Source organism: Pseudomonas sp. R3-57, assembly GCF_051132065.1.
Taxonomy (GTDB): domain Bacteria; phylum Pseudomonadota; class Gammaproteobacteria; order Pseudomonadales; family Pseudomonadaceae; genus Aquipseudomonas.
Window position 1 is genome coordinate 3,662,049 of sequence record NZ_CP071655.1, and the last position, 24,758, is coordinate 3,686,806.

General features: G+C 57.5%; 24 protein-coding genes. 13 read left to right on the forward strand and 11 right to left on the reverse strand.

The window, feature by feature from the left end; all coding sequences use genetic code 11:
* The first annotated feature begins 212 nt into the window (after positions 1–212).
* Positions 213–1,577 (forward strand): glutamine synthetase family protein, encoded by a 1,365-nt coding sequence (locus J3P93_RS16335; RefSeq protein ID WP_434589588.1) that lies wholly within the window; start codon positions 213–215, stop codon positions 1,575–1,577.
* Positions 1,578–1,723: 146 nt separating this feature from the next.
* Positions 1,724–3,007 carry an NAD(P)/FAD-dependent oxidoreductase gene (locus J3P93_RS16340; RefSeq protein ID WP_434589591.1) on the forward strand — a complete coding sequence of 428 codons (1,284 nt, stop codon included), beginning with the start codon at positions 1,724–1,726 and terminating at the stop codon, positions 3,005–3,007.
* A 104-nt stretch (positions 3,008–3,111) separates the two neighbouring features.
* Here the strand turns inward: J3P93_RS16340 and J3P93_RS16345 are convergent, their stop codons facing one another.
* Together J3P93_RS16345 and J3P93_RS16350 are read right to left on the reverse strand one after the other, a co-directional pair.
* Positions 3,112–3,897 carry a DeoR/GlpR family DNA-binding transcription regulator gene (locus J3P93_RS16345; protein WP_434589594.1) on the reverse strand — a complete coding sequence of 262 codons (786 nt, stop codon included), beginning with the start codon at positions 3,895–3,897 and terminating at the stop codon, positions 3,112–3,114.
* 256 nt (positions 3,898–4,153) lie between these two features.
* The gene (locus tag J3P93_RS16350) at positions 4,154–5,047 is read right to left on the reverse strand and encodes a LysR family transcriptional regulator (protein WP_434589597.1); all 894 of its coding nucleotides are present in this window, start codon (positions 5,045–5,047) and stop codon (positions 4,154–4,156) included.
* An 86-nt stretch (positions 5,048–5,133) separates the two neighbouring features.
* On the opposite strand from J3P93_RS16350, the gene J3P93_RS16355 reads away from it, so the two are divergent.
* The 4 genes from J3P93_RS16355 to J3P93_RS16370 all read left to right on the forward strand — a co-directional run bounded on the left by J3P93_RS16355 (position 5,134) and on the right by J3P93_RS16370 (position 8,085).
* Positions 5,134–5,910, forward strand: a complete 777-nt coding sequence (locus J3P93_RS16355) for an NAD(P)H-dependent oxidoreductase (RefSeq protein WP_434589600.1) — start codon at positions 5,134–5,136, stop codon at positions 5,908–5,910.
* A gap of 129 nt (positions 5,911–6,039) precedes the next feature.
* Complete coding sequence (locus J3P93_RS16360; RefSeq protein ID WP_434589602.1) at positions 6,040–6,570, forward strand: PAAR domain-containing protein; 531 nt, start codon at positions 6,040–6,042, stop codon at positions 6,568–6,570.
* A gap of 68 nt (positions 6,571–6,638) precedes the next feature.
* Positions 6,639–7,460, forward strand: a complete 822-nt coding sequence (locus J3P93_RS16365) for a glycine zipper family protein (RefSeq protein ID WP_434589605.1) — start codon at positions 6,639–6,641, stop codon at positions 7,458–7,460.
* Positions 7,461–7,467: 7 nt separating this feature from the next.
* Positions 7,468–8,085, forward strand: coding sequence for a hypothetical protein (locus tag J3P93_RS16370; RefSeq protein ID WP_434589608.1), 618 nt, complete (start codon positions 7,468–7,470; stop codon positions 8,083–8,085).
* Positions 8,086–8,107: 22 nt separating this feature from the next.
* Here J3P93_RS16370 and J3P93_RS16375 read toward each other — a convergent pair whose 3' ends face one another.
* The 3 genes from J3P93_RS16375 to J3P93_RS16385 all read right to left on the reverse strand — a co-directional run bounded on the left by J3P93_RS16375 (position 8,108) and on the right by J3P93_RS16385 (position 10,101).
* The gene (locus J3P93_RS16375) at positions 8,108–9,127 is read right to left on the reverse strand and encodes an AbrB family transcriptional regulator (RefSeq protein ID WP_434589610.1); all 1,020 of its coding nucleotides are present in this window, start codon (positions 9,125–9,127) and stop codon (positions 8,108–8,110) included.
* A gap of 146 nt (positions 9,128–9,273) precedes the next feature.
* Positions 9,274–9,696, reverse strand: coding sequence for an HD domain-containing protein (locus J3P93_RS16380; RefSeq protein ID WP_434589613.1), 423 nt, complete (start codon positions 9,694–9,696; stop codon positions 9,274–9,276).
* 15 nt (positions 9,697–9,711) lie between these two features.
* On the reverse strand, positions 9,712–10,101 hold the full coding sequence (locus J3P93_RS16385; RefSeq protein WP_434589616.1) for a hypothetical protein: 390 nt from the start codon (positions 10,099–10,101) through the stop codon (positions 9,712–9,714).
* A gap of 165 nt (positions 10,102–10,266) precedes the next feature.
* Here J3P93_RS16385 and J3P93_RS16390 point away from each other — a divergent pair, with 165 nt between their 5' ends.
* Positions 10,267–10,698, forward strand: a complete 432-nt coding sequence (locus J3P93_RS16390; RefSeq protein WP_434589618.1) for a hypothetical protein — start codon at positions 10,267–10,269, stop codon at positions 10,696–10,698.
* 71 nt (positions 10,699–10,769) lie between these two features.
* Here J3P93_RS16390 and J3P93_RS16395 read toward each other — a convergent pair whose 3' ends face one another.
* Both J3P93_RS16395 and J3P93_RS16400 read right to left on the reverse strand, forming a co-directional pair.
* Complete coding sequence (locus J3P93_RS16395; RefSeq protein WP_090282864.1) at positions 10,770–11,054, reverse strand: hypothetical protein; 285 nt, start codon at positions 11,052–11,054, stop codon at positions 10,770–10,772.
* Between the two features lie 176 nt (positions 11,055–11,230).
* Positions 11,231–11,515, reverse strand: coding sequence for a hypothetical protein (locus tag J3P93_RS16400; protein ID WP_434589621.1), 285 nt, complete (start codon positions 11,513–11,515; stop codon positions 11,231–11,233).
* Between the two features lie 563 nt (positions 11,516–12,078).
* On the opposite strand from J3P93_RS16400, the gene J3P93_RS16405 reads away from it, so the two are divergent.
* Positions 12,079–12,366 carry a fructose-bisphosphate aldolase gene (locus J3P93_RS16405; protein ID WP_434589624.1) on the forward strand — a complete coding sequence of 96 codons (288 nt, stop codon included), beginning with the start codon at positions 12,079–12,081 and terminating at the stop codon, positions 12,364–12,366.
* Between the two features lie 516 nt (positions 12,367–12,882).
* A complete protein-coding gene (locus J3P93_RS16410) occupies positions 12,883–14,928 on the forward strand; it encodes an N-6 DNA methylase (protein ID WP_434589627.1) in 2,046 nt (681 codons plus the stop codon).
* Between the two features lie 133 nt (positions 14,929–15,061).
* Here J3P93_RS16410 and J3P93_RS16415 read toward each other — a convergent pair whose 3' ends face one another.
* The 4 genes from J3P93_RS16415 to J3P93_RS16430 form a co-directional block, all read right to left on the reverse strand.
* Positions 15,062–15,610: a cupin domain-containing protein gene (locus J3P93_RS16415; protein ID WP_093102357.1), complete on the reverse strand. Its 549-nt coding sequence runs from the start codon at positions 15,608–15,610 to the stop codon at positions 15,062–15,064.
* Positions 15,611–15,962: 352 nt separating this feature from the next.
* Entirely contained in the window at positions 15,963–17,246 is a 1,284-nt protein-coding gene (locus tag J3P93_RS16420; RefSeq protein ID WP_434589631.1) for an NAD(P)/FAD-dependent oxidoreductase, read from the reverse strand.
* Between the two features lie 49 nt (positions 17,247–17,295).
* Positions 17,296–18,786, reverse strand: coding sequence for an aldehyde dehydrogenase (locus tag J3P93_RS16425; RefSeq protein ID WP_434589634.1), 1,491 nt, complete (start codon positions 18,784–18,786; stop codon positions 17,296–17,298).
* Between the two features lie 178 nt (positions 18,787–18,964).
* Entirely contained in the window at positions 18,965–20,341 is a 1,377-nt protein-coding gene (locus J3P93_RS16430; protein WP_039763287.1) for a glutamine synthetase family protein, read from the reverse strand.
* A 282-nt stretch (positions 20,342–20,623) separates the two neighbouring features.
* Between J3P93_RS16430 and J3P93_RS16435 the strand changes: the two genes are divergently transcribed.
* The 4 genes from J3P93_RS16435 (at position 20,624) to J3P93_RS16450 (ending at position 24,676) form a co-directional block, all read left to right on the forward strand.
* Positions 20,624–21,385: a gamma-glutamyl-gamma-aminobutyrate hydrolase family protein gene (locus J3P93_RS16435; RefSeq protein WP_434589637.1), complete on the forward strand. Its 762-nt coding sequence runs from the start codon at positions 20,624–20,626 to the stop codon at positions 21,383–21,385.
* A 365-nt stretch (positions 21,386–21,750) separates the two neighbouring features.
* Entirely contained in the window at positions 21,751–22,893 is a 1,143-nt protein-coding gene (locus tag J3P93_RS16440) for an ABC transporter ATP-binding protein (protein ID WP_090282859.1), read from the forward strand.
* Between the two features lie 29 nt (positions 22,894–22,922).
* Positions 22,923–23,804 carry an ABC transporter permease subunit gene (locus J3P93_RS16445; protein WP_425516445.1) on the forward strand — a complete coding sequence of 294 codons (882 nt, stop codon included), beginning with the start codon at positions 22,923–22,925 and terminating at the stop codon, positions 23,802–23,804.
* The gene (locus J3P93_RS16450; RefSeq protein WP_434589641.1) at positions 23,801–24,676 is read left to right on the forward strand and encodes an ABC transporter permease subunit; all 876 of its coding nucleotides are present in this window, start codon (positions 23,801–23,803) and stop codon (positions 24,674–24,676) included. Before J3P93_RS16445 ends, J3P93_RS16450 begins: the two co-directional genes overlap by 4 nt.
* Positions 24,677–24,758 lie beyond the last annotated feature (82 nt).

Below are 24,758 nucleotides of genomic sequence, written 5' to 3' on the forward strand. Positions count from 1 at the left end.
CGTATCGTCAATCTGCCCATGGCCCTGCGCCGTTCCAAGCTGCGTCACTCCGCACGCCCGCCGGATATCGCCCTGCCCGTCTGATCGCGTCGGTAAAAAACCGCGACAGCCTTCTGTTCCCTGATATCTCTGCCAGGACGCCCACGCCTTTTGCCGCGTCGTGTCCGGCCCGATTCTGCGCGCCTGTGCGGCGCCCCCCGTGAGTGATTGCCATGAAATTCGCAGCCCTTGAAGACGCACGTCTGTTCCTTGCGCAAAACCCCGATATCGACATGATCGAGCTGTTCATCCTCGACGCCAACGGCGTGCCGCGCGGCAAGCTGTTGCACCGCGAAGAACTGCTCGCCGTGTACGAAAGCGGCCGGCCATTGCCGAGCACCATCCTCGGCCTGACCGTGCAGGGTGCAGACGTGGAAAACTCCGGTCTGGTCTGGGACGTCGGCGACATCGACTGCCGCGCCTATCCATTGGAAGGCAGTCTGGTGCGCCTGCCGTGGCGGCAGATTCCAACCGCCGCGGTGCAGGTCAGCATGCACCCGAGCGAAGGCCTGCCGGCGAGCATCGCCGACCCACGGCACTTGCTGATCAAGGTCATCGACGCGCTCAAAGCCGAGGGCTACCACCCGATCATGGCCTGCGAGCTGGAGTTCTATCTGCTCGACGCCAAACGCGATCACAACGGCCGACCGCAACCGGCGCTGGACGCTGACGGTGGTCGACCGCGACACACCCAGGTTTACGGTTTGCGCGAACTGGAACAGATCGAACCGTTCCTCGCCGACCTCTACAGCGCCTGCAAACTGCACGGCATTCCGGCGCGCACGGCGATCTCCGAATACGCGCCGGGCCAGGTAGAAATCACCCTCGAACACGGCGATGCACTGGCGGCGATGGATCAGGCCGTGCGCTACAAACGTCTGGTCAAAGCGGTGGCGCACAAGCACGGCATGCAGGCGACATTCATGGCCAAGCCGTTCGATAACCTGGCCGGCACCGGCATGCACATGCACGTCAGCCTCGCCGATGGCGCCGGGCACAACCTGTTCGCCTCGCAAGATCCGGCCGGCACGCCGCTGCTGCGCACGGCGATTGGCGGCATGCTCGCCTCGCTGCTCGATTCGCTGCTGCTGTTCTGCCCGAACGCCAATTCCTACCGGCGTTTCCAGGCCAACAGCTACGCCCCGCTGGCGCCGACCTGGGGCGTCGACAACCGCACCGTCAGCCTGCGCGTACCCGGTGGCCCGGCGCATACCCGGCACATCGAACACCGCATCTGCGGCGCCGACGCCAACCCGTATCTGGCAGCGGCGGCGATTCTTGCCGGGATCCATCGCGGCATTCGTGAAGACCTCGATCCGGGTGCGCCGGTCGAGGGCAATGGCTATGCGCAGGCCAAGGAGTTGCTGCCCACAGACTGGCTGACTTCGTTGCAGGCGCTGGAAAATTCGGTGTGGGCGCGGGATGCCTTGGGGCAGGAATTTCTGGGCGTGTATCTGGCGGTGAAAAGGGCCGAGTACCGGCAGTTCATGGCCGAGGTGGGTGAGCAGGATTGGCGCTGGTACCTGACCGAGGCCTGAAGCCCCAACACCATCCTTTGTAGGAGTGAGCCTGCTCGCGATAGCGGTATGTCAGTGAAAAATCAGTGTCTGACACACCGCTATCGCGAGCAGGCTCACTCCTACAGGGGACCGCGTACAACCGAAGAATTTGTGTGGACACTGACATGACTCAACGCTGCAATTCCTACTACACCGCCACCCTCAACCGCGACACCGACTACCCGACCCTGCAAGGCCGGCATTCGGTGGACGTGGTGATCATCGGCGGCGGTTTCACCGGCGTCGCTACCGCGGTCGAACTCGCGGAAAAAGGCCTGAAAGTCGCCATCGTCGAAAGCCAAAAGATCGGCTGGGGCGCCACTGGGCGCAATGGCGGTCAGGTCACCGGCAGCTTGTCCGGCGACGGCGCGATGCGCAAACAGATGCGCGCGAAACTCGGTGATGACGTCGACGATTTCATCTGGCACCTGCGCTGGCGCGGTCATGAAATCATCAAACAGCGCGTCGAAAAATATGCCATCCAGTGCGACCTCAAACACGGCCATTTGCACGCGGCGTACAAGCCCAGCCACATGACCGGCCTGCGCAGCGACTATGAAGAAGCCGTGCGGCGCGGACTGGGCGATGAGGTGAGCCTGCTCGACCGCACTCAGGTCCGCGATCTGCTGCAAAGCGACCTCTATCACGGGGCGATCAAGAACACCCGCAACCTGCACCTGCACCCGCTCAATCTGTGCATCGGCGAAGCACGGGCGGCGGAAAGTCTCGGGGCGCTGATTTTCGAGAACAGCGAAGTGCTGGAGATCATTCATGGTGACAAGCCGGGCGTGCGCACCGCTCACGGGCAGATCGACGCCAGCCAGGTGATGCTCGCCGGCGACGTTTACCACAAGCTCGAACCGGGCAAACTCAAAGGCAAGATTTTCCCGGCCATGGGCGGGATCGTCGCCACCGCGCCGCTGGGCGAGCTGGCGCGGCAGATCAACCCGCAAGACCTCGCCGTGTACGACTGCCGTTTTGTCCTCGATTACTATCGCCTTACGGCTGACGGCCGTTTGCTGTTCGGCGGCGGCGCCAACTACAGCGGCAAGGACTCACGGGACATCGCCGCCGAACTGCGCCCGTGCATCGAGCGAACTTTCCCGGCGCTCAAAGGCGTGCAAATCGACTATCAGTGGAGCTGCGCGATGGGCATCGTCATCAATCGCATCCCGCAACTGGGCAAGCTCTCGGACAACGTCTGGTACTGCCAGGGCTACTCCGGCCACGGCATCGCCACCACGCACATCATGGGTGAAATCATGAGCCGGGCGATCACCGGACAACTGGAACAGTTCGACACCTTCGCCGCCTGCCAGCACATCCGCGTGCCGATGGGCGATTTGCTCGGCAACCCGTTGCTGGCGGCGGGGATGTGGTATTACCAGATGCTTGAAAAGTTGCGTTGACTGCACCGGCCCTATCGCGAGCAGGCGAAGGCCTACAGGGGAACGCATTCCAATTGTAGGCCTTCGCCTGCTCGCGATGAGGCCATCAGCCCCACCACAAAACCTCAATCGGGAAGCTGCTCGACCACAATCCCCAACCGCTGATAATCCTCGACACTCCCCGACGCCACATGCCGCTCGGTGATCAACATGTGCAAGCGCGTACACGGCGCGACCACAAACGGTTCCACCGCGCCGAGCTTGTCCGCCGAGGTCACGGCAATCACCCGCGCCGCGCTGTCGAGCATCGCTTGCTTGACCGGAACTTCATCGAAATGCAGCGAGGTAATCCCCACTTCCGGATGAATCGCGCACACGCCGGTAATCGCCAGATCAGCCTTGATCCCGGCCAGCAGACGCAGCGCCTCATGACCGCCCGCCGCCATGGTCCGCGGGTTCAACTGCCCTCCGGCGAGAATCACTTTCACACCGCTGTATTCGGACAAGGCAATCGCCGTCATCGGCGACGCGGTGACCGCCGTAATGCTGATATCGGCACGCAGCGAGCGCGCCACCTGCAACGTGGTCGAGCCGGAATCGAACAGCACGATCTGCCCGTCCTCAATCTGCCGCGCCGCCAGTTGCGCCAGGCGAACTTTGACCTCATCGGTTTCATCGAGTCGGGTGAAGTAATCCTTGCCCGAGTCTTTCGGCCGCGGTAACGCCCCGCCGTGCACGCGCTGCACCAGCCCGGCGTTGTCTAGTTCGGCGAGGTCGCGGCGGATGGTGTCTTCGGACACTGCGAAGTGCTGGCTCAACTCGGACGCCATGACCTTGCCGTCGCGTTCAAGGAGCAAGAGGATTTTCTGCCGGCGCAGCGAGGGCAATTCGGCGATGGAGTGATCGTGCATGGTTGTGCCTGTTTGTGCTTGTAGTTGCAGGTTTATCCAAGGCTAGCGAAAGCCTCAGACAAATACAAACGCAGCGGCTATCAATTGTTTCGATCATTGGAATCAACAAGGCGAATTTTTTCTTTGCCGTGCGCCTGTTCACAATGGCCCCATTCTAAAACGGCTCAGGATGAACACCCCATGAATCTCAATTTCGCCTTCGCGTGCATGATCGTCGTGTCGTTTGCAGTGGCGTTGGTCCACGCCTGACCAGACCTCAGACCGACGCCAGCAGATGCTCGCGCAACCACTTGTGCGCCGGATCGCGGTGCGCGCGTTCACCCCAGAACATCGCCATTTCATAACTTGGCACTTGAAGGGGCGCGTCGACCACCTGCAAGGCTGGATTGCCGCGCACCAGCCGTGACGGCAGCATCGCAACCAGGTCGGTGCTGACCAGCACCGACATTGCCATCAGAAAGTGCGGCACCGACAACACAACGTTGCGCCTCAAACCGACATCGGCCAACGCCCGGTCGGTCACCCCGAAAAAGCCCCCCCCCTCTCTTGACACCAATACGTGTTCCAGCGAGCAGAACTGTTCACGCGTAGGCGCCGTTTGCAGGTGCGGATGGCCGATGCGCCCGGTCAGCACGTAGCGTTCCTGAAACAGCGGTCGCCGATGCAGCTCCGGCGGCGCGTCCTCGCTGATGTGCAGCGCCAGATCGAACACGCCCTGCTCAGCCTCTTTGACCAATTGCTGCGGGTGCAGATCGATCACCGCCAGCCGCGTGCCCGGCGCCTGTTCGCGCAAGCCACTGAGTGCCGGCAGCACCACGGTCGATTCGCCGTAATCGGTCGCGGCAATTTTCCAGCTGTGCGTCGCCTGCGCCGGGTCGAACGCACTGGCCGGCGCCACCGCCCGCTCCAACGCTTCCAGCGCTTCGCGCAACGGTTCGCGCAATTCATCGGCCCGTGCGGTCGGACGCATGCCCCGAGGGCCGGGTAGCAAAAGTGGATCGCCGAAAATGTCGCGCAACTTGGCCAGATGCACGCTCACCGACGGCTGCGACAGGTTCAGCCGCTGCGCCGCGCGCGTGACGTTGTGCTCGGCCAGTAGCACATCCAGGGTCAGCAACAGATTGATATCCAGCCGTCTCAAATTATTCATGGCTATACCAGTCATACCAGACATTCATTTCCAATATACCTGGCGAACGCCGATCCTGCAGTCATTCACCCACGGAGCTTCCCACCATGAATGTTTTACTGGTTTACGCCCACCCCGAATCGACGTCTCTCAACGGCTCGCTCAAGGACTTCACCGTTCAGCGCCTGCAAGCCGCCGGCCACAGCGTACAAGTCTCCGACCTCTACGCGATGAACTGGAAAACCACCCTCGACGCCGACGACGCACCGCAGCGCGACCCGTCGCAACCGTTCCACGCCTCGCTCGACTCAAAACGCGCCTACGCCGACGGCACCCAGTCCGCCGACATCGCCCGCGAACAAGAAAAACTGCAATGGGCTGACGCACTGATCCTGCAGTTCCCGCTGTGGTGGTTCAGCATGCCGGCAATCCTCAAAGGCTGGGTCGACCGTGTCTACGCCTACGGCTTTGCCTACGGCGTCGGCGAACATTCCGACAGCCGCTGGGGCGAGCGTTACGGCGAAGGCAAAATGAAAGGCAAACGCGCGATGCTGATGGTCACCACCGGCGGCTGGGAATCCCACTACGCCGCGCGCGGGATCAACGGGCCGATGGATGATCTGCTGTTTCCGATCCAGCACGGGATCTTGTACTACCCCGGCTTTGAAGTGGTGCCACCGTTTGTGGTGTATCGGACTAGTCGGATGGATGCTGCGCGGTATGCTGAGACGACCGATGAACTGGGGCGGCGGCTGGATGAGTTGTGGAGTGCCCGGCCGATCGGGTTTCGGCAGCAGAATGGGGGGGAGTATGAGATTCCGGCGTTAACCTTGAAAGATGAAATTGCGCGCGGAATCACAGGGTTCGCTACGCATATTTTGTAGGTTCCTCTCGCCTCGAATGACTCGCATTCAATTCAGGTGCTTTTTTTAGCCGCATAGACAGAACCATGGCCCACCTTGGTCGAGTTGTGTAACATTTCTGAACCATTCGTTTTTACAAGGAAGTTCGCAATGTCTGGAAAACCTGCTGCCCGAGTGACCGATCCTACCTCTTGTCCACTTCCGGGACACGGTGTTAACCCCATTGCTGCTGGCTCTGCAGATGTATTTTTCGACGGTCTGGCTGCCGCCCGTCAAAACGACAAGAGCGCATGCGGCAGCCCCATCAGAGGAGACGTTGCTTCGACGGTTCTCATCAACGGTATGCCCGCTGCTACCGTTGGCAGCGTGGGTGCTCATGGCAACAAGGTTGTCAGCGGATCTACGACTGTAATCATTGGTAATTCGCACACTCCCGCAGAGTTCGTTCCGCCTTCCGCCATGCCACTCTGGACGATGGTATTTGACGAAAAATTCAGAATCGTCGGCAGTGATGGTCAGCCTTTAGCTAATGTGCCTTTTCACATCAAGGATGAGGCCGGCCGCGTATATACTGGCTTTTCCGATGAAGCGGGCCACACGCCGCGAATCGCAACAAGTAAACAAGAAACACTGGAAATAACGACGGGCGTTGCCGCGCTGGAAAAGTGGGGTGATGCATGACGGACTTTTCTTGCCAGGTTCCGACTAACAAACAAGCAGGCTCGGTGAGCAATGTCCCCGGCTACCTTATGCCAGCCAACATCCACTTGTTTGTAGTAGTTGATGAAATAGGTAAAGACGGCTTTCTTGTCAGAAAAATTTACTCTTCTCCCGACAACCCACACCTAGTTGCTAAAAACCTTCCTGAATTCCAGATAAAAAATGAAGTTTGGCCAGAAAAATATGGAATGAAACCGGTAGCACCCGGCTCCACTGCAACAGTGGCACAACATGTTTACAGCAGTCGAAAGTACCCCTCGAGTTATTTATCCACCAGCTCAGAGTTTCCAAACGGATCGCCAAGGTTCGACGGAAAGACGGTATATATAGACATTGAAAAAGCAAAAGCCGCGGGCGCTAAGTTGGTTAGCACAGATGAAATACTGAAAGCACTTGAAGACTACAAGAAAAACGCACCAAAAAATGTAGCAAAGATTGACGAAATTGCAGACTGGGTCAAAAACATCGACAAAGAAGTATTGATTCAATCAGAGAAAGTTCCCGCAAGCGCCATTTTCACCCCAGGATCAGAGAAAGCAACAAGAGCATTTATCAAAGGTGCAAAAGTAGTACGCGTATTCGCTATCGGATTCACAGCCTATGACCTAAAAATCGCCACAGAAGAATCATTCAAACAAAATAGCATTAAACCAATTTCCGTCGAAGTCGTAAATCAAGCTGGTGGCTGGGGCGCCGCTCTTGCAGGAGCACGAATTGGCGTGGTAGCTGGCGCAGCAGTGGGCATAGAAACAGGACCTGGCGCGATAGTTAGTAGCGCTATTGGTGGGATAGTATTTGGTACTGCTGGGTATCTAGGAGCTACTTGGCTAACTGAATATTTACAGGAATAAAAAATCCATGAATTTTTTCCGTCGAATATTTCGCTCCGTCAAGTCCGAACCAGATGAGCAGATAATTGGGTATACCTTACCAGAACTGAAGAAGCTATTCTCTCGTCCGCTACAGATTGTCGAATTTATGAAATACCCCCCCACCTCGTCGTTGAAAAACATAGGCATTGAGGCTGTTTATTCTAGCTTCCTTATTGCCACTGATGACATTAGTCACTTCGAGGGGCTCATAGAGTCTAATTTCAGGCTGGCAACCAAACGATCTTTTAACGGATTACCTGTTCACCAATATACGAACACCACCACGAATTCCGAAGCGATCCTCTCTATATCCACGCGAGAGTTCCATTCGACGACTATCAGAATAGTGACAAACAGCACTGATCTTCTGTTACGTTTGAATAGTGAAAGGCTCCCGTTGCCGCCTCCTTGGGTCGCATTTCCCGACTATGAGCCTTCGTGGTGGGGTGGAAATATGGAAGGTGCTCAAGGATACTATGACGACAATTATTTTTATCCTTTCTTCACCAATTTGGATAACAGCGAAAAGCAGGCTTATTACCAAAAATTTAGCGCATCTAAAGAGTGGATCGATAGATTAGAGCTGATGTACACCGACGATTAACTGCATTTTGGTGCCTGAATCTTCAGGCACCTGCGCGATTTCGCCGCACCTGCACCCACAACGCCGGCGCGAAATGCAGCAACACCATCCGGCTCAAATGATGCGTCAGGATAAACACCACATTCAGCCCACCACCAAACGCGACAATCGCGATCGTCTCAATCGCACCCGGCATGTAGGCGAGCCATAACGACAGCGGATCGTTGTCCAGCCACCGCGCCGCGACTTCGGCGAACACCGCCGCGACCACGATCATCAAGCCAACCGAGACCAGCGCTGTGCGCCCGTGCCGGGCCAGTTCGGTGAAGCCGAGGCCCTGGAACCGTGAGCCGATGCGTACGCCGAGAATCAGCGCGGCCAGGTTCAGGCTCCAGTCCGGCATGTGAAAACCGTGCAGCCATCCTGATTTCACGAACACGGCGGTGATGATGATCGCGGTGAGCATGAACGGCGCCGGTACACCGATCATCAGCAGCAGGCGGCCGAGCAGTACGCTCAGCGCGATGACAGCACACGCGGTCAGCGCCATGCCTGTCGTCAACGGATCGCCATCGGCAACCGCCACGGCAGCCTGGCCCGGGATCAACAAACTCACCAGCACGGTGATCAACAGCAAGCGCATCAGGTGCACGATGATGACCTTGCTCGACGCCTTTTCCGACTCGAGCAGATCGAACACCGCCGCGAGTGCACCGGGATAAACCGCCAGCAGCGCATCGGTGCGATTCCAGCCGGCGCCGCGCGTCAGCCACCAGCCGGCCAGTGCGATCTGCACGGTCAGGCAGATCAGCAATACACCGAGGCTGGGCAACAACGCCGACAACGTCGCGCTGTCCCACGCCTCGAACATCAGGCCGGTGGCAATCCCCAGCGTGACCTGGATGTAGCCCAGTCCATAGGGGGTTGCCGGCGCGATGCCGGTTTTACTGGCGAACACTGCGGTGACGATAATCGAACCCAGCAGCAAGCCATGGGGGACGCCTTCGAACTGCAACAACACGCCGAAACCGGCAGCAAGCAACAAGCAAATAATGGATTTCATAGTCGCCTTCCTGGCTATTCAACTGACACACCACCAATCCATTGTGGGAGCGAGCCTGCTCGCGAAAGCGCTGTGCCAGTCACCGATGCATAACCGGTCTGGCGCCTTCGCGAGCAGGCTCGCTCCCACAGGGGATGTAATCGTTTTCACATGCGCAACCGCGCAATCGCCCGCCGATACTTCTCGACCCGTTCCAGATCCTCCCAACCCGGTGAGGCGATCCGCGAGAGATCGCTGTTCTCCTCCAGATCCGCCAGTTTCACCGCTCGGCCGATCGGGTTATGCGCGGCGCGGTCGACGAAATCCTCATAGGATTCGCCGGGCACTTTGGTCACGGATTTGATAGCGCTTAATACGTCGTCGCTAAAGCCTTCCCCGCGCAAATCATCCAGGCTGACGCCGCAGTCTTCGACCACATCGTGCAGCACAGCGACGATGCGTTCTTCCAGCGTGGTCATGCGCAACATGACTTTCAACGGATGCAGAATGTACGGCGCGCCGCCCTTGTCGACTTGCCCGGCGTGAGCGGTGGCGGCGATAGCGATAGCCCGTTCGAGGGTTTGCGTCATGAGAATCTCCGAAGGTCAGATGCCGTAACGGCCGCCGAAGTGGATATTGCGTTTGAGCCAGCTGCCGAGGGCTTTCCAGCGCCCGACCGGCTGCGCGGACGCTGCGTGACGCTGAAGAATCAACGCCACCAGCGTCGCTTGATCGGCGTGCGGGTTGGCATCGATCAACTCGGCGACCCAGGCGCAATCGGCTTTGCTCAAGTGGTCGCGCCAGTCGCCGGACCACGCGTCGAGTTCATCCAGCGCAAGAAACCGTGCGCCGCCATGCTCCATGTGCCCGCCGCCCATCGACTGCTCGAAGCAGAACGGCGTATCGGGTTTTGCGGGGTCGATATGGAAAAGATAAATATCGTGAAACGGATCCTGCGAAGCGGGGGCGATGTTGCGGCGGCCAATTTCGATCATGGCGACGGTCCAATCCTTGGGCACTGAATGTTTCTGATTGTTGCGCAGTGTACGCGAAGATCACCCGTCGCGAAGCCGATGGAACCCTGCACGTCTTCGCCACCTCGAAAGCAGACAAGCGCCCAATCACCGATCAGACGCGGCGCCATTGGAGAGGAACTGCCGATGAAAACCCGACTGCTGTTGCTGATCGCCACATTCGTCATCATCCCCACCTGCGTCATGGCCGAGGGCTGCGATGTGCAGACCCGCTCCTCCAGCGCCGCGGTGCCCGCCGTAGAAACCCACAGCTGCTATGAATACGAAGGCGTGCCGGTGGATTCGATCAACTGGTCATGCAGCAACGAAAGCAAAGACACCCTCAACGCCACGAAGAAAAAAGTCCAACGCTGCGAGGACCACTACCAGGCCACCTGCACCGCCCGCCTCACCCAGGAATCCCTGGCCAACCCGCACTCCACCAGCAAAGACAAAAGCGCCCAACCGCTGAATCTGCCGGACAACGCGCAAGTGACTACGTATTACTACGGTGGTGAGCATCTGGAGCAGGCGAAGATCGACTGTGAAAACAGCGGCGGCAGCTGGAAGGCCAAATAGCCTTCAGTCACTCAGGATTAGCGCATAAAAAAGCCCGGCTAAATGCCGGGCTTGCTGCATTCGAAACACGCTCAACCTTCGCCGGCACCGCTGCTGGTGCCGCTGTCGTTGGATTGTTTCGAACCACTGGGCTTACCGCCCGAAGGGGTCGAGCCATCATTGTTGGTGGTGTTGCCCTGCGTACCTTTCGGCACCGTGGCGCCGTTGGAATGAATGTCTTCCGGCGCGCTCGGGTTGGTCTGGCTGTTGCCGTCGTTGGCGGTCGGCGCAGGGGTTTCGTTGGCGGCGGTTGCGTAGAGGGAGGTGGCGGATAACAGGGTGGCGAGGGTCAGGGCTGCGAAGTTGACTGGGCGCATGTTGGCTGTTTCCTTTGCGGGGTGAGTTACGCATTGGAAGCAGGTGCGCGGCGAAAATGCGGTGCGGCTGACGAATGGCAAAAATAAACCCGACACCTCGCAAGAAATATCGGGTCATCAAAACAATGTCTTAAAGCACAGCTCAAAAGACAGGGCATTCTAATGCAGGGCACCCATCAACCGCCGCCGCTACCCCCGCTGCTGTTACCGGATGGTTGACCCGCAGGGCTGGGTTTGGAGGCAGAGGGCACCGGCCCATTGTCGGTCTTGCCACCATCACCACCTTGGGGTAGCGAATCGGCATCCGGGTCGGCGTTTGTGGCTGGAGATGCCGGTTCACGCGTCTGGCTGGTGCCATCGCTCGCCGTTGGGTTCGACGTTTCACCAGCCGCGAGCGCGTACGGCGAACTGCCGAACAGCAACGCCGCGAGGGCAATCACCGCAATTTTATGGTTCTGCATGGTGGCTCTTCCGTTGCGTGGGAGTTACAGCATTGGAAGACGGTGCGCGGCGAACGTGCGATGCGCCGGACGAGTGGTTATCGCCCAAAAGTCTCGCGCAATTCGACGTCTAAAAACTTCGTAGGAAAACACGCCATGTGGCGAGAGAGCTTGCAACCGTTGGGCTGCGAATCTGCGCCAAAACCGGATGATCCGTTTCTTCCAGACATACCGCACGCCCCGGATTAAGACGAATGCGCCGCTGAGCGGGAGTAAGCTGCCCCGCCACACGTATGCGTTTCACGTCATACAGATCGGTTGTGGCTGCCGAAATTGCTGCCTAGAGTGAGTCTGTCGCTGACCGCAGTTAGCGATGGGTTTCGCAGCCCTCAGAAGTGACACACACCGCTAAATGGCAACTGTGGCAAAATCCGCCACCGCCTCATTTTATGGTGGCTGTGTGTGGGAGACCTTCGGGTCTGCCGGTTTGACTCTTCTCCGGTCTGCGAACCCGCATACAGCTGCCACCCGTTTGTTTCGCAGCAGAAAGGTGGCACTTACAGACCAATTGAAGAGTGCAACCTATGACGATCAAAATACCGCTCCACCATTACGCCCACATGTCCCACCCCGCCACCGACCACCCCGTCCTCATAATCGACACCAACGCACCACTACTCGATCTCCATGCCTGCGCAGCCGAACGCCTCAACGCCGTCCTCAAATATCTCGATCTCATCGCCTGCACGCGTCTCTCCGATCACGCCGAGCACGACATCAATACCGTCACCAACATCGCTAGGATCATGGTGCAGGATGTGAGTGATGTGTTTCGGGTGATTGAGCAGCGAGGTTTTGAGGCGGCATCGTAATAAGAGCAGGAGCAGGAGCAGGAGCAGGAGCAGGATTTGGAGGTGATTCCGGTACCACATTTTTTCGATAGCCATCTTTACACAATAAGGGATGGAAATCGCGATAGCGTTTTGATAGCGTTCGGATCAGCCATTGGGCATCAGCAGTTCGGTAAAACGCAAATTACCGAGTATTTTGTGAATCAAGGCTGTGTTTTTTCATGTACCCCTTAAATTAATGTAAGGAAGAAAAAATGACAGATAGAAGGCCTTTTAACCCAAACGTGACTGTACCGAAGCCAGGCGGTGGTGAGCAGCCTCGCTCTAGAAACAATGATGGTCAAGTTCGCGACAAGCGAAGTGATGCAGGTAAACCTAAAAAGAAATAAACCACAATGGTGACAGATCACTTACAAAATAGATCTGTCACCTTCCGGAAATTGATCCAACACCTTTGTAGCCACCTCACCCCCTCTTTAGTATCACTGAAGACAGCCGCGACAAAAACCATAAACTAACATAACTAATTCTTTAAAAATGAATACGCACAACCAAGAAAACCTTAAAATAGCTATTGACATAGAGACCAGCAGCGTCGACTTCGTTGATATCCAAATAGAACTACTAACACATGCATTACAAAAAGCAATAAATCTGCTCTACACCTTCGGCCACACCTCTGACTACAAACAAATATTACTTCCAATTCTTTTATATAAAAGACTTTGTGACGTACACAATGATGAAGCCCACGTCAATCACTTACAAGATAAAAATACACACCGATTCATCATACCTAAGAATTGTCTTTGGCATAACATAATTGAAACCGAATACTATTTAAAAGACAAACTTGACAAAGCCTTTGGCGAAATCGAGAGCAACAATGAAAATCTTGCCGGATTGCTAAGATTTGGATATTCCGGACGCGATCTTCAAGACAGGACGTTACGCGAAATATTTTTTATATTTAACCCATACAACCTCGGCACATACACTATACCCGACGAACAAATGGGAATGATTTTCACGGCTTTATTAGAGCTGATAGCTAGAAATGAGGGCCGAGGACGAGCAAATTATCTCACCCCGCCTTCAGTCGCGACGTTACTAGCTAAGATTTCAACACAAGATAAAGACGGAATAATCAGTGCCTATGATCCTGCGTGCGGTTCTGCTGGATTACTTCTTGCGATTGCGAATCAAACGTTAGTTATCCGAGAGCTCGCCGGCCAAGATATAAGTACTGACATCTTGCGGGTTGCGCGCATCAACGTGATTATGCATGGTAAAAACACGAATCAAGTAAATCTTAAACTTGGAAACACACTCAGCGAGCCACAGCACTCGAGCAAGGAATTCGACGTTGTTTTGTCTGTTCCACCTTTTGGAGTCAAATGGGACCCAACTGCCGCACACGACCGAACTGAGCTACAAGTTTATGGACCTGAGCCATCTCGTTCGAGGGCTGATTTTGCGTTCGTTCAACATATGTTAAGCAGATTAGACAATGACGGTACGATGGTCGTTACATTGCCTATGGGGGCATTATTCCGCGGAAATACAGATCAGAAAATTCGTAGACACTTGATACACAACTTGAACTGCCTAGACGCCGTGATTGGGCTGCCCCCCAGTCTATTTTACGGCACTGCCATACCAACATGCATTTTAGTTTTCCGAAAACAACGCAAAGACAAAAACAACATATTCTTTATTGATGCAAGCAACGAGCATGGCAAAGAAAAGTGGTACAACTACATCCGAGATCAGGACCTAGACAGAATATTAACTAGCTTAACCCATCGCACAAACGTAGAGCTCTACTCTGAAAACGTGTCAATTGACCGCATCAAGAAAAACAATTTTAATCTTAACATCTCGCTATATATTGACGAATACCGCAAAGAGACAATACATAGCTTTGTGGACTTCCACAATCTAGTTGAAAAATACAACGCAAAAGAAGTCGTGTTTCGTGGAGTGAAGGACTCGAAATTCGAGCTAATCCCGTCAATAGGCCGCTTGCCAATTGATAGCACAAAAATAGAAGAAACTGAAGAAACAATCTTCAAGCAATTTAGAGAACAAGCCTTACCCCACTTAAGTTTCACACCGAGAAACGACTGGGAATGGCTGGCCCTGGCCCAACATCATGGTCTACCAACACGCTTGCTTGACTGGACAGTCAACCCACTCATAGCGCTCTACTTCGCAGTAGAAGAAGACTGCAAGACTGACTCTGCTGTGTATGTTTATGCAGACTGTGATTCTCCAGTAGAAACAGGATTACCGGAGTATGAGGACCCATTGCGCTTCCCTAGTGACAAGCCAGTTCTTCGTTACATACCAGCACATTTAACACCAAGAATCATCGCTCAAAGTGGACTATTTACGACACATCAAAATATTACCCAAGGCTTCACGTCTGAGAAAATTTATAAAATTGTAGTGCCAAACTCTTTAAGAGCAAAACTAAAACAGCAACTTTACCGCTACGGAATCCATCGTGGAACTGTTTACCCTGGGCTAGACGGAACGAGTGCACATATAAAATGGATCAACTGCCAGTCCGGCGACTAAAGTAAGTAACATTACTTTTCGAAACTTAGCGAGCACAGGTCTGATGTTCGAAACCCGACACCTACTACGATGTCGGGGGGATTCCAAGAACAGCAAGCCAGGTGCGCAAACCCAACCTGATCAAGTGGGTTTATTAGAAATTCGCCGGCGTATTCGCACTAATGATCTCAGCCTCATCCGCCCCAATATTGCGAAACTTGTGCGGCAACGTGGTCGGAAAGTAATACCCGTCCCCCGCACTCAACACACTCACCTGCCCGTCCACCGTTAACTCCACGGTGCCACGGGTAACGAGCCCGCACTCCTCGCCTTCGGCATGCACGATCGGCTCGTCGCCGGAGCTGGCGCCCGGGGCGTATTGTTCGCGCAGCAGGCGCATCTGGCGGCTGGGGACGGAGGCGCCGATCAGCAGCAGGCGCAGGCCGTGGCGGCCGAGGTCGGGTTGTTCGTTGGCGCGGAAGACATATTGGTGTTCGCGCGGCGGCTGGTCGAAGGTGAAGAAGTCGGCCAGGGACATCGGTATGCCTTCGAGCAGCTTTTTCAGTGAGCTGACGGAAGGACTGACACGATTCTGTTCGATCAGCGAGATGGTGGCATTGGTCACGCCGCTACGCCGGGCGAGCTCGCGCTGGGAGAGTTTGTAGCTTTCGCGTACTAGTTTGAGTCGAGAACCCGTATCCATGACAGCCTTATGTGAGAACGACAAGGACGATGGGGGTGGGTGGCGGTGACGCGCAGGTCGCGCGGATCACGTTGCTCCCGTGTCCCGGAACCGTGAAAGGCGGCTATTAAATCACGTTTGCCGGTGTTGCTCAGCAGGTTCGATGGATGGTGGCTGAAATGAGCCTGCTGGTGATTATTCCCGGTAAACAGAAGTCCTGTGGGAGCTGGCTTGCCAGCGATTGGATGGCATATTCAACATCCCTTTTGCTGAAACACCGCTATCGCTGGCAAGCCAGCTCCCACAGGGGGACATCAGGGCTTTAGCGTAGGGGAAAAACCGGCGGGGTTTTGGGCCGCCGCCGGGGAGGCAATCAGACGCCGAAGCGGTCGCGCAGTGAGTAGTAGACGGCGCCCAGGGCGGTCAGCGGTGCGGAGAAGGTGCGGCCGCCGAGCATTGGCATGTGCGGCAGCGAGGCGAAGGCGTCGAAGCGTTCGGCGTCGCCGCGGATCATTTCCGAGATCAGTTTGCCGGCCAGGTGCGAGCAGGTGACGCCGTGGCCGCTGTAGCCTTGCATGTAGTAGGCGTTTTTCTCGATGCGGCCGAATTGCGGCATGCGCGACATGGTCAGCAGGAAATTTCCGGTCCAGCGGTAATCGATTTTCACGTCCTTGAGCTGCGGGAAGGTTTTGAGGATCTTCGGGCGGATCAGTTGTTCGATGTCGTCCGGTTCCCGCGCGCCGTAGACCACACCGCCACCGTAAAGCAGACGGTTGTCGGCGGTCAGGCGATAGTAGTCGAGCAGGTAATTGCAGTCTTCGACGCAGTAGTTGTTGGTGATCAGGCTGCGCGCCTGCTGCTCGGTCAACGGTTCGGTAACGACGATCTGCGAGCCGCACGGCATGCTTTTCGCGGTTACGCGGTTGTCGAGGCCTTGCGGCAGATAGGCGTTGCCGGCGATCAGCAGGTACTTGGCGCGGACCTGGCCTTTGGCGGTGCGCACGATGTTCGGCTCGCCATAGGTGATTTCCACCGCAGCCGACTGCTCGTAGATCTTGCCGCCCAAACGCACGATCGCCGCCGCTTCACCGAGCGCCAGGTTCAGCGGATGAATATGTCCGCCCTGCATGTCCAGCAGCCCGCCGACATAGGCGTCGGAGCCGACTTCGCGACGAATGTCAGCCGTGTCGAGCATCTTCAGATTACGGTTGCCGTAACGCTCCCAACTGCGCTTTTGCTCGGCCAGGCCATTGAGTTGTTTCTTGTTCAGCGCCGCGAAAATACCGCCCGGGCGGTAGTCGCACTGGATGTCGTAATCCTTGATGCGCGAACGGATGATGTCGGCGCCTTCGAAGATCATGCTGCCGAGTATTTCTGCGGTCTTGTCGCCGTAGCGCGCTTCGATCACATCGACGTCGCGGCTATAGGAATTGACCAGTTGCCCGCCGTTGCGGCCGCTGGCGCCGTAGCCGACTTTCGCCGCTTCGAGCACGGTGACTTTGTAGCCCGCTTCTGTAAGGAACAGTGCCGACGACAGGCCGGTATAACCGGCACCAATGATGCAGACGTCGCACTCGACCGACTCTTCGAGGGTCGGGAAGTCGATGACTTCGTTGCGGGTGGCGGCGTAGTAGCTGTTGACGTGTTGCTGTTTCATAGGTTTCTCCGATGGCCGCCAGACGCTGGCGACCGCCGCTGTAAAAGAATTAGAGCTTGATCCAGGTCGCTTTCAGCTCGGTGTACTTGTCGAACGCGTGCAGCGATTTGTCGCGACCGTTGCCCGATTGCTTGAAGCCACCGAACGGTGCGGTCATGTCGCCGCCGTCGTACTGGTTGACCCAGACGCTGCCGGCACGCAAGCCACGGGCGAAGGTGTGCGCCTTGCTCAGGTTGCTGGTCCAGACGCCGGCAGCGAGGCCGAAGATGCTGTCGTTGGCGATCTGCAACGCTTCTTCGGCGGTGTCGAAGGTGATCAGCGACAGCACCGGGCCGAAGATTTCTTCCTGGGCGATGGTCATCGCGTTGGTCACGCCATCGAAGATCGCCGGCTGCACATAGAGGCCGCCGGTTTCTTCGAGGGTGCGTTGGCCGCCGGCGATCAGCTCGGCGCCCTGCTCGCGACCGATGCTGATGTAGCGCAGCACGTTATCGAGTTGACGCTGATCGACCACGGCGCCGACGGTGGTCGCCGGGTCGAGGGCATGCCCCGGTTTCCACGCTTGCAACGCTTCCACCAGCAGCGGAATGAACTGCTCGCGAATGGATCGCTCGACCAGCAGGCGCGAACCGGCGGTGCAGACCTCGCCCTGATTGAAGGCGATGGCGCTGGCCGCCGCTTCTGCTGCCGCGCGCAAGTCCGGCGCGTCGGCAAACACCACGTTCGGGCTCTTGCCACCGGCTTCGAGCCAGACGCGTTTCATGTTGCTTTGTCCGGCATAAATCATCAGTTGCTTGGCGATTGCCGTGGAGCCGGTGAAGGCCAGAACGTCGACATCCATATGCAGCGCCAGCGCCTTGCCGACGGTATGGCCGAAGCCCGGCAGCACGTTGAACACGCCTTTGGGAATGCCGGCATCCAGCGCCAACTGGGCGATGCGAATCGCCGTCAGGGGGGATTTTTCCGACGGTTTGAGAATGAACGAGTTGCCCGCCGCCAGCGCCGGGGCGAATTTCCAGCTGGCCATGATCAGCGGGAAATTCCACGGCACGATGGCCGCGACCACCCCGGAAGGCTCGCGAGTGACCAGGCCGAGCTGGTCATGCGGAGTGGCGGCGACTTCGTCGTAGATCTTGTCGATCGCCTCGGCGCTCCAGCGGATCGCGTTCGCGGCCGCCGGGATGTCGATGCTCATCGAGTCGCTGATCGGTTTGCCCATGTCGAGGGTTTCCAGCAGCGCCAGTTCTTCCTGGTGTTGCAGGATCAGATCGGCGAAGCGGATCAGGATGCGCTTGCGCTCGGCCGGGGCTTGTTTCGCCCACACGCCGGAGTTGAAAGACTGGCGTGCGGCTTCGACGGCGAGGTTGGCGTCGGCTTCATCGGTGCTGGCGACCGCGGCCAGAAAACGGCCGTCGACCGGGCTCAGGCATTCGAAGGTTGCGCCGCTGATCGCCGGGCGATATTCACCGTTGATGAAGGCGCGTGCTTCGAGGGTCAGGGACTGGAAGCGTTGTTCCCAGTCGTTGCGGGTTTTGGTCATTGTTTTGGCTCGACAAGGGGAATGGAATGACGAGTGAGTACCCGTCAATCAGAATCTGATAACCCGATCCCTGTAGGAGTGAGCCTGCTCGCGATAGCGTCGACACATTCAAAAGTGATGGTGACTGATCCACCGCTATCGCGAGCAGGCTCACTCCTACAGGTTTGGGTGTTGGTCTTCAGACCGTATGCAGATACCAGTTGTACTCAAGATCAGAAATCGAGTTCTCGAACTCCGCCAGTTCGCTTTCCTTGCACGCGACAAACACGTCGATGTACATCGGATCGATGTAACGGGCCATGACTTCGCTATCGTCCAGCTCGCGCAAGGCATCGCGCAGGTTGTTCGGCAGGCTCTGTTCGTTCTGTTCGTAGCTGTTGCCTTCGACTGGCGCGCCCGGTTCGATCTGATTGGTCAAACCGTGGTGAATACCGGCCAGTACCGAAGCCATCAGCAGGTACGGGTTGGCATCGGCGCCGGCGACGCGGTGCTCGATGCGCACGGCGTCGGCTGAACCAGTCGGCACACGCACGGCCACGGTGCGGTTGTCGATGCCCCAGCTCGGCGAGTTCGGGACGTAGAACTGCGCGCCGAAGCGGCGGTACGAGTTGACGTTCGGGCAGAGGAACGCCATTTGCGCCGGCAGGGTCTCGAGCACACCGCCGATCGCGTGACGCAGCGCGGCGTTCTGCTCGGGATCCTCGCTGGCGAAGATGTTGTTGCCTTCTTTATCCAGAATCGAAATGTGCACATGCAGACCGTTGCCCGCCTGGCCCGGATACGGCTTGGCCATGAAGGTCGTGTCCATCTCGTGGTCGTAGGCGATGTTCTTCACCAGACGCTTGAGCAGCACCGCGTAATCGCAGGCCTTGATCGGGTCGGAGACGTGATGCAGGTTGACTTCGAACTGCGCCGGGGCGCTTTCCTTGACGATGGCGTCAGCCGGGATGCCTTGCTCTTTCGCGCCTTCGAGGATGTCTTGCAGGCAATCGACGTATTCGTCGAGATCGTCGATCAGATACACCTGAGTCGACACCGGACGCTTGCCGGACACCGGCGAACGCGGCGACTGCGGACGGCCGTTCACGTTGTCCTGGTCGATCAGATAGAACTCCAGTTCGAAGGCTGCGCAAATGGTCAGGCCCATGTCGTCGAACTTGCGCACGACATTGGCCAGCACTTCACGCGGATCGGCGAAAAACGGCTGCCCTTCGATTTCGTGCATGGTCATCAACAGTTGCGCGGTCGGGCGCTTCTGCCAAGGCTCGATGCTCAGGGTGCCGGGAATCGGGTAGCAGATGCGGTCAGCGTCGCCGATATCGAGACCCAGACCGGTGCTTTCCACCGTCGAACCATTGATGTCCAGCGCGAAGAGTGAGGCCGGGAGGTTGATGCCTTTTTCGTACACCTTATGAAGACTGGTGCGTTCGATGCGCTTGCCGCGCACCACACCGTTCATATCCGCAATCAGAAGGTCGACGTACAAAACCTCAGGATATTTCTTAAGGAATGCGTTGGCTTCGTTGAGTTGAACGGTACGCAGAGGGACCGACATGATGCACCTATTTAGCTGTTAATTATTATGTTCACTACCCTGTCACGCAGCCAGTCAATCCGAAAGGCGAAGTGAAGTCAATAGCGAACACCGCGCCGCGCAGCCTTTATTTTTCGGGCTTTTTTTAACACTCACGTGCCGAGGCAGGCGCCAGAGCGGCGCAAACGTTAAGGATTGGATGAACGGCGTTTAGAATTTTTTACATGGCAGTTGTTAATTAAAATCAACGACGCTAAGCTCCGGAAAAGCTCGTTCAAGTGTCAGACTTCGAGGTGAATAAAAATGGCATTCAAGCCATTGATCGGCGTTACTGCGTGCGTCAAACAGATTGGCCTGCACCCCTATCACATCAGCGGCGACAAATATGTTCGCGCTGTCAGCGTTGGCGCTGAAGGGTTGCCGGTGGTCATTCCTTCCCTTGGCAGCCTGACCGAAATCGACGACCTGCTCGGTCAGCTCGACGGTCTGCTGCTGACCGGCTCGCCTTCGAACGTGGAACCCTTCCACTATAAAGGTCCGGCCAGCGCCCCCGGTACGGATCACGATCCGGCGCGGGACGCCACCACCCTTCCTCTTTTACGTGCAGCCATCGCCGCGGGCGTTCCGCTGCTGGGCATTTGCCGTGGCTTTCAGGAAATGAACGTGGCGTTTGGTGGCAGCCTGCATCAGAAGGTGCATGAACTGCCGGGCATGCTTGATCACCGCGAAGCCGACAGCCCCGACGTGGCCGTGCAATACGCACCGGCCCACGCGGTGACGGTGCTTGCGGGCGGCGTGTTCGAAGCGCTCGGGCTGCCGGGTGAGTTTCAGGTCAACTCGATTCACAGCCAGGGCATCGATCGCCTCGCTCCCGGCCTGCGTGCCGAAGCCGTGGCGCCGGATGGCTTGATCGAAGCGATCTCGGTCGAGCACAGCCCGACCTTCGCCCTCGGCGTGCAATGGCACCCGGAATGGCAAGTGCTGGACAACCCGAACTACCTGAAGATTTTCCAGGCGTTCGGCGCGGCCTGCCGACAACGGGCGGCGCGACGCAACCAGCGCTGACACCAGCCACGAATACCAGACGATTTACTGCCCCCACGGCGGTCGGGAGCGCCTGCGCGCATCCGGCAGCCGTGTACAGCAACACCCGTGATAACAACAAGTACGACCCAGGCAGCCAGGACGGCGGCGCCGAACAAGCCCTCGGCAGTGCAAGGTCAGTCAGGCATGCGCAATTCCCCTGTAGGAGTGAGCCTGCTCGCGATAGCGATAGACCAGTCGATAGAGATGTCGACTGACATGGCCTCATCGCGAGCAGGCTCACTCCTACAGGGGATGTGTAAGGACTGGAATTGCATTTGCAGGCTTGCAATCCACTTAAGCCCGGCCACATTGGCCAGGCAAACGAAACCTGTTGGGAGTTTCACATGGCAAACGCCTCCAGCACTTACAGGAAGGCACTTGAAGGTCATCAGCAACCGAAAAAGGTGTTGGTGAAAGTCGATCGTGTCACCAAGAAGTTCGATGAAACCGTGGCCGTGGACGATGTGTCCCTGGAGATCCATCAGGGCGAGATCTTCGCGCTGCTGGGTGGCTCGGGTTCGGGCAAATCGACCCTGTTGCGCATGCTCGCCGGTTTCGAGCGCCCGACCGAGGGGCGGATTCTGCTCGACGGCGTGGACATCACCGACATGCCGCCGTACGAGCGGCCGATCAACATGATGTTCCAGTCCTACGCGCTGTTCCCGCACATGACCGTCGCGCAGAACATCGCCTTCGGCCTCAAGCAGGACCGTTTGCCCGCCAGCGAAATCGATGCACGTGTCGAAGAAATGCTGCGCCTGGTGCACATGACCCAATACGCCAAGCGCCGCCCGCACCAGTTGTCCGGCGGCCAGCGCCAGCGCGTCGCCCTCGCCCGCTCGCTGGCGAAACGGCCGAAGCTGTTGCTGCTCGACGAACCGATGGGTGCGCTGGATAAAAAGCTGCGTTCGCAGATGCAGCTGGAACTGGTCGAGATCATCGAACGCGTCGGCGTGACCTGCGTGATGGTGACTCACGATCAGGAAGAAGCCATGACCATGGCCGAGCGCATCGCGATCATGCACCTGGGCTGGATCGCGCAGATCGGCAGCCCGGTCGACATCTACGAAGCGCCGGTCAGCCGCATGGTCTGCGAATTCATCGGCAACGTGAACGCCTTCGATGGCACCGTGGTGGAAGACCTCGAAGGCCACGCGATCATTCACAGCCCGGATCTGCAGCAGAAGATTTATGTCGGTCACGGCGTCAGCACGTCGGTGCAGGACAAGTCGATCACCTACGCGATTCGCCCGGAAAAAATGCTCGTCAGCAGCACCCAACCGGAGGGCCGCTACAACTGGTCCGAAGGCAAGGTGCATGACATCGCCTACCTCGGCGGCCACTCAGTGTTCTACGTCGAACTGCCCGGCGGCAAGATCGTCCAGTCATTCATGGCCAACGCCGAACGCCGTGGCGCGCGGCCGACCTGGGACGACAAGGTCTACGTGTGGTGGGAAGACGACAGCGGCGTGGTGCTGCGCTCATGAGAACCTTCAATCAACAATTCCTGCGCCTGGTGCCCAGCGGGCGAAAACTGGTGATCGGCATTCCCTTCATCTGGCTGTTTCTGTTCTTCATGCTGCCGTTCTTTCTGGTGATGAAGATCAGTTTCTCGGAAGCCGCGCTGGCGATCCCGCCGTACTCGGAGATCTACACCTACGCCGAACAGAAATTCCAGCTGCTGTTGAACATCGGCAACTACACCCTGCTCGGCGAAGACGACTTGTACCTGTCGGCCTACCTCGGCTCGCTGAAGGTGGCGGCACTGAGCACCGTGATGTGTTTGCTGATCGGTTTCCCGATGGCTTACGCGATCACCAAGACCGGCAAGGAAACGCAAAACGTCCTGCTGCTGTTGATCATGATGCCGACCTGGACCGCGATCCTGATCCGCGTTTACGCGTGGATGGGCATTCTCAGCAACAACGGTTTGCTCAATGCGTTTCTGATGTGGACCGGGCTGACCGACCAGCCGATCGAGATCCTCAACACCAACACCGCGGTCTATATAGGTGTCGTCTACGCGTACCTGCCGTTCATGGTGTTGCCGCTGTACGCCAACCTGGTCAAGCACGACAACAGCCTGCTCGAAGCCGCGCAGGATCTGGGTTCGAGCAACTTCAACAACTTCTGGAAAATCACCGTGCCGCTGGCAAAGAACGGGATCATCGCAGGCTGCATGCTGGTGTTCATTCCGGTGGTCGGTGAGTTCGTGATTCCGGAGCTGCTGGGCGGGCCGGAGACCCTGATGATCGGCCGCGTGCTTTGGCAAGAGTTCTTCAATAACCGCGACTGGCCGGTGGCATCTGCGCTGGCGGTGGTGATGCTGTTGATCCTGATTGTGCCGATTCTGCTGTTCAACCGCAGCCAGGCCAAAGAGATGGAGGCACGGGGATGAAACGCTTCAATTTTTCCAGGTTCATGCTGATTTTCGGTCTGATGTTCATTTATCTGCCGATGCTGATTCTGGTGATCTACTCGTTCAACGCCTCGAAACTGGTGACGGTGTGGGGCGGTTGGTCGGTCAAGTGGTATGTCGGCCTGCTCGACAACACGCAACTGATGGGCTCGGTGCTGCGCTCGCTGGAAATCGCCTGCTACACCGCGATTGCTGCGGTCGCGCTGGGCACCCTCGCCGCCTTCGTTCTGACGCGAGTGACGCGCTTCAAGGGCCGCACGCTGTTTGGCGGTCTGGTTACCGCGCCGCTGGTGATGCCGGAAGTGATCACCGGTCTGTCGCTGTTGCTGCTGTTCGTGGCGATGGCGCAGCTGATCGGCTGGCCGCAGGAGCGTGGCATCGTGACGATCTGGATCGCCCATACCACGTTTTGTGCCGCTTATGTGGCGGTGGTAGTCTCCGCGCGCCTTCGCGAGCTGGACCTGTCGATTGAGGAAGCGGCGATGGATCTCGGTGCGAAACCGTTCAAGGTGTTTTTCCTGATCACCATTCCGATGATTGCGCCGTCGCTGGCGGCGGGCGGGATGATGTCGTTTGCCTTGTCGCTGGATGACCTGGTGCTGGCGAGTTTCGTTTCCGGGCCGGGTTCGACGACCCTGCCGATGGAAGTGTTTTCGGCGGTGCGTCTGGGTGTAAAACCGGAGATCAACGCCGTGGCCAGCCTGATTTTGCTGGCGGTGTCGCTGGTGACGTTCCTGGTCTGGTACTTCGGCCGCAAGGCGGAAGCCAACCGCAAGCGCGCGATTCAGGAAGCGATGGATCAGACGGCCAACGAGTCGTGGCAGCCTCGGCAATCCGCAGCAACGGCTTGACCTACAGGCGCAGCGTGTCCCAGCGCCTGGCTAAATGTAATCAGCCCCCCGGTCAGTTCCCTCTCCCTTTGGGAGAGGGTTA

Excerpts from the sequence above, each read along its gene's own strand:
- J3P93_RS16450 (WP_434589641.1), top strand. The coding sequence starts at position 23,801 with ATGAAACGCTTCAATTTTTCCAGGTTCATGCTGATTTTCGGTCTGATG.
- J3P93_RS16375 (WP_434589610.1), bottom strand. The coding sequence starts at position 9,127 with ATGAAATCCATTATTTGCTTGTTGCTTGCTGCCGGTTTCGGCGTGTTG.
- J3P93_RS16370 (WP_434589608.1), top strand. The coding sequence starts at position 7,468 with ATGAATTTTTTCCGTCGAATATTTCGCTCCGTCAAGTCCGAACCAGAT.
- J3P93_RS16365 (WP_434589605.1), top strand. The coding sequence starts at position 6,639 with ATGCCAGCCAACATCCACTTGTTTGTAGTAGTTGATGAAATAGGTAAA.
- J3P93_RS16440 (WP_090282859.1), top strand. The coding sequence starts at position 21,751 with ATGGCAAACGCCTCCAGCACTTACAGGAAGGCACTTGAAGGTCATCAG.
- J3P93_RS16350 (WP_434589597.1), bottom strand. The coding sequence starts at position 5,047 with ATGAATAATTTGAGACGGCTGGATATCAATCTGTTGCTGACCCTGGAT.
- J3P93_RS16385 (WP_434589616.1), bottom strand. The coding sequence starts at position 10,101 with ATGATCGAAATTGGCCGCCGCAACATCGCCCCCGCTTCGCAGGATCCG.
- J3P93_RS16400 (WP_434589621.1), bottom strand. The coding sequence starts at position 11,515 with ATGCAGAACCATAAAATTGCGGTGATTGCCCTCGCGGCGTTGCTGTTC.
- J3P93_RS16355 (WP_434589600.1), top strand. The coding sequence starts at position 5,134 with ATGAATGTTTTACTGGTTTACGCCCACCCCGAATCGACGTCTCTCAAC.
- J3P93_RS16380 (WP_434589613.1), bottom strand. The coding sequence starts at position 9,696 with ATGACGCAAACCCTCGAACGGGCTATCGCTATCGCCGCCACCGCTCAC.
- J3P93_RS16405 (WP_434589624.1), top strand. The coding sequence starts at position 12,079 with ATGACGATCAAAATACCGCTCCACCATTACGCCCACATGTCCCACCCC.
- J3P93_RS16415 (WP_093102357.1), bottom strand. The coding sequence starts at position 15,610 with ATGGATACGGGTTCTCGACTCAAACTAGTACGCGAAAGCTACAAACTC.
- J3P93_RS16435 (WP_434589637.1), top strand. The coding sequence starts at position 20,624 with ATGGCATTCAAGCCATTGATCGGCGTTACTGCGTGCGTCAAACAGATT.
- J3P93_RS16425 (WP_434589634.1), bottom strand. The coding sequence starts at position 18,786 with ATGACCAAAACCCGCAACGACTGGGAACAACGCTTCCAGTCCCTGACC.
- J3P93_RS16420 (WP_434589631.1), bottom strand. The coding sequence starts at position 17,246 with ATGAAACAGCAACACGTCAACAGCTACTACGCCGCCACCCGCAACGAA.
- J3P93_RS16335 (WP_434589588.1), top strand. The coding sequence starts at position 213 with ATGAAATTCGCAGCCCTTGAAGACGCACGTCTGTTCCTTGCGCAAAAC.
- J3P93_RS16410 (WP_434589627.1), top strand. The coding sequence starts at position 12,883 with ATGAATACGCACAACCAAGAAAACCTTAAAATAGCTATTGACATAGAG.
- J3P93_RS16340 (WP_434589591.1), top strand. The coding sequence starts at position 1,724 with ATGACTCAACGCTGCAATTCCTACTACACCGCCACCCTCAACCGCGAC.
- J3P93_RS16395 (WP_090282864.1), bottom strand. The coding sequence starts at position 11,054 with ATGCGCCCAGTCAACTTCGCAGCCCTGACCCTCGCCACCCTGTTATCC.
- J3P93_RS16345 (WP_434589594.1), bottom strand. The coding sequence starts at position 3,897 with ATGCACGATCACTCCATCGCCGAATTGCCCTCGCTGCGCCGGCAGAAA.
- J3P93_RS16360 (WP_434589602.1), top strand. The coding sequence starts at position 6,040 with ATGTCTGGAAAACCTGCTGCCCGAGTGACCGATCCTACCTCTTGTCCA.
- J3P93_RS16390 (WP_434589618.1), top strand. The coding sequence starts at position 10,267 with ATGAAAACCCGACTGCTGTTGCTGATCGCCACATTCGTCATCATCCCC.
- J3P93_RS16430 (WP_039763287.1), bottom strand. The coding sequence starts at position 20,341 with ATGTCGGTCCCTCTGCGTACCGTTCAACTCAACGAAGCCAACGCATTC.